General features: G+C 43.1%; 3 protein-coding genes. 1 reads left to right on the top strand and 2 read right to left on the bottom strand.

The window, feature by feature from the left end:
* Positions 1 to 166: 166 nt before the first annotated feature.
* A complete protein-coding gene (locus tag AC6BYQ_RS27315; RefSeq protein WP_014172326.1) occupies positions 167 to 472 on the bottom strand; it encodes a ribbon-helix-helix domain-containing protein in 306 nt (101 codons plus the stop codon).
* Positions 469 to 1,095 (bottom strand): ParA family plasmid-partitioning AAA ATPase, encoded by a 627-nt coding sequence (locus tag AC6BYQ_RS27320; protein ID WP_008502208.1) that lies wholly within the window; start codon positions 1,093 to 1,095, stop codon positions 469 to 471. The genes AC6BYQ_RS27315 and AC6BYQ_RS27320 overlap by 4 nt, the downstream gene beginning before the upstream one ends.
* A 231-nt stretch (positions 1,096 to 1,326) precedes the next feature.
* Here AC6BYQ_RS27320 and AC6BYQ_RS27325 point away from each other — a divergent pair, with 231 nt between their 5' ends.
* Positions 1,327 to 2,685, top strand: coding sequence for a DUF8534 domain-containing protein (locus tag AC6BYQ_RS27325; protein WP_348575121.1), 1,359 nt, complete (start codon positions 1,327 to 1,329; stop codon positions 2,683 to 2,685).
* The last annotated feature ends 324 nt before the right edge of the window (positions 2,686 to 3,009 follow it).

Consider the following 3,009-nt stretch of genomic DNA (forward strand, 5'->3'; position numbering starts at 1 on the left):
GCGATGAGGCGGTGGCGTTGCTTAAAAAAACAGGTGACTAAGATAGCAAGGTAACAAGATGGTAAGTTACTATCTTACCATCTTACTATCTGATTAACTTAGTAACCATGCCACCTTTAACTACCAACTTCACAAGTTGTTAAGTTGTTAAGTTGTTAAGTTGTTATTACTTTAATCTCGATTTTTCAATCAGTTGAGAGATTTCTTCTCGTGATAAATTTTCTAATGCCATCACTGCAGCTCTAACTACATCGGATCTATTTACTCTCCTGTTCCCTGATAACATCTCTTCCTTAATGACATTATCGATTGAGTTAAGATTCTCTTCAGCAAGAGAGATACTGACTGGTTTTGCTTTACTAGTCGCAGATTTATTACTTGGTTCATCTGGATTTTTTGCAGTGAGGCCAGCTGTGCCTCCGTTTATAAACGAAGCTTCGTCTCTTGGCGGTGTATGTGCTCTATTCCTCACAGAATGATCTCCTTAACCAGAGCTTCAATTTCTTCTTGGGCTTTGATGTTCTGTGTTTCAAAAATAGTCATTGATTCGGCCCAGGCATCCCTGTGAGCTTTTCTGTCACACACGCGAGCATTAGACAGATTCATTTCCGGAAAGTCTTTGAGAACATCCGCTGCCTGATTAGCTTCATTAACGAACATGTTAGTTGGTGTCATATTCAACACTAAATACCCACGTACAGACTCGTTGAAATCTTTAGCTGCAGTAAAAACAGAGCATGTATGTGGTACGACATCCAAATCCATTTGGGACGGTCGTAAAGGGGAAATAAACACATCTGCAGCCATTAATCCGCTTCGCATCTCTGCACTGTCACGGCCAGCACAATCGGCGATTACAAAGTCATAAGATTTTTCATGCTCTTTTAGCATGGCTTTGATGTTGCCGGACGCTCCAGTCACAGGCATATGAGGCAAGTTCTCTGGTCGATTGTTATACCAGGTCAGTACTGATTTTTGATCGTCGGCATCTACAATGAGAACTCGCTTTCCTAGCGCCATAAGATATGCAGCGATAGAAACTGCGAGCGTACTTTTACCTACTCCACCTTTTTGACTACCAAGAACAATGATCATATTCCGCACACCTTGTTTGTTATCTTATTAAGATAATAGGATATTAAAAAATAATTTTCAATATCTCCGGCGCTTGTATCTTGCTATCATGTTAACTTGTTATGTTAATAAGACAATGTAATTCAACAAGATATTATTAAGTTTGAACGCTTTGCTATCTTAATAAGTTGCTATGATATCAAGATATTATCTTGATATCATAATCACACTTTTGAGTGAAGGAGTAAATCAATGGACCTTGTGTGGAAAAAAAATCCAAGGGGAAGGCTTGAAAGGAAACTGAATCTGGCAGAGAGAGAGGCATTGCTGCATGTTTTCAGCAACAGTCGAAAACCCGCTCAGGCTGATTTACGTATAGCAAATTCTGTGCTTGAAGAAATGGACCGCCGTAAGCTGTGGTTAAAATGTGATTGCGTCGAACATGACCCGAACATTGAAGGTCCTTTTAACTGCGAGGTTAACGTTGCCAGGTTACGCCACGTCAAGACGACAAGACAGCATGATGAACAGTGCCCTTTGTTCAGGCTAAAGAAAAGTAAGGATGCTGATAACACTATCACTGAAGGAAAAACCAGCCCATTAAATCCGGTTGGCGGGAATGATTGGTTACCTGACAAGAAGAAAAACAACAAAATCAACGCTGTGGAAGGGCCGGTAGTGCCCCGTAAGCGTCGACGCAAAACTCTTAAACCCATTCCGGCTCTGGGCCGAAAATTGCTGACTCTCATTCAGGCAGCTGGCCTGAACCAACTTGAACTAGTACCTGAATATAAAAGTCCGGGGTTAGTCGGTTCGGTCAATAGAATAAAAGAAGTTCTGGATGAACATACAATGGGCAATGGAAGACAGCTTAATATGCTGTTCAGTTGCGCGCCCTGGCTGTCCCTCGAACGGATTAACGACATGCTGACTCAGCTGGAAATTTCACTGCAGACTGATAGCAGTGATAAGGAGGCATGCGTGTATATCATTGGTATTGCGACCGATGCCAATCGGGAAGAAGTAACCTTTAGCGTTCGTAGTAATACTTTTATCCATAGGCCTGAAGCCCGAGTCAGTATCAATGGAGAAAGCACCTACAACACTGGCAGTCGGGCCCCATACTGGGCAATTCTGGAATACCGCAGAGGTAGGGATGGTAAGGTTTACTGCCATGAGGGCTATGCGCATGCCGCGTATACGCTTGATAATCCTGTGCCTGTGGATAGCAACAAAGAACGCGACACACTGAAGGTAATAATAAACGCCAGCAGCTATGCTGGTCGTCAGGAAAATCATCCGGATGCTATCAGCCTCAGCAAGCCACTTTTTACGTCTAAAAGCACTAAAAATGGGGTGGAGGAGGTCATTCATCCTGACTTCATACTGAATGTGGTTCCGAGCAAAGAAAACACAGTTACCACTTTCATCATCGAAACAATGGGCTCTGAATCCGAGGAGTATGTCGAGCGTAAACTACAAACACATAGCTGGATGGAGCAGGAAGGTGTGCTCTTAACTGATCCTCCGGGCTGGCCAGAACATTCAGACAGGACATTTAACAGCTGCCTGCTCAAACACATTTTTAGTGCAGGGAAAATGCACCAATAGTTACAGGCAGCGGTTTTGAATTCAAATAGTGACAATACACCCTCAGCCAGAAGTGGAAAGGGCGCTCTTAAGTGTGACAAACGACACTCAGGGCTGAGGGGAAATGTGACAAGCTGCACTGAACTAAGTGTGACAAATTGCCCTCAATAAGTGTTTCTAAAGCACAAAATAGGTACCATTTAGTTCCTGAAAACCAGTCAGGGCAAAGGAAGGCAAACTTTTCTGTGACAAATCACCCTGAGAGCTTTAACTCTAGTGTGACAAACCACCCTGCTAATTGTGACAAATCACCCTCAAGCTCTCTCAGGTGTGATCGACATTATG

The sequence above is a fragment of the Serratia sp. LTN-2 genome, from assembly GCF_059740205.1.

Coding starts and splice junctions, on each gene's coding strand:
- AC6BYQ_RS27325 (WP_348575121.1), top strand. CDS start 1,327: ATGGACCTTGTGTGGAAAAAAAATCCAAGGGGAAGGCTTGAAAGGAAA.
- AC6BYQ_RS27320 (WP_008502208.1), bottom strand. CDS start 1,095: ATGATCATTGTTCTTGGTAGTCAAAAAGGTGGAGTAGGTAAAAGTACG.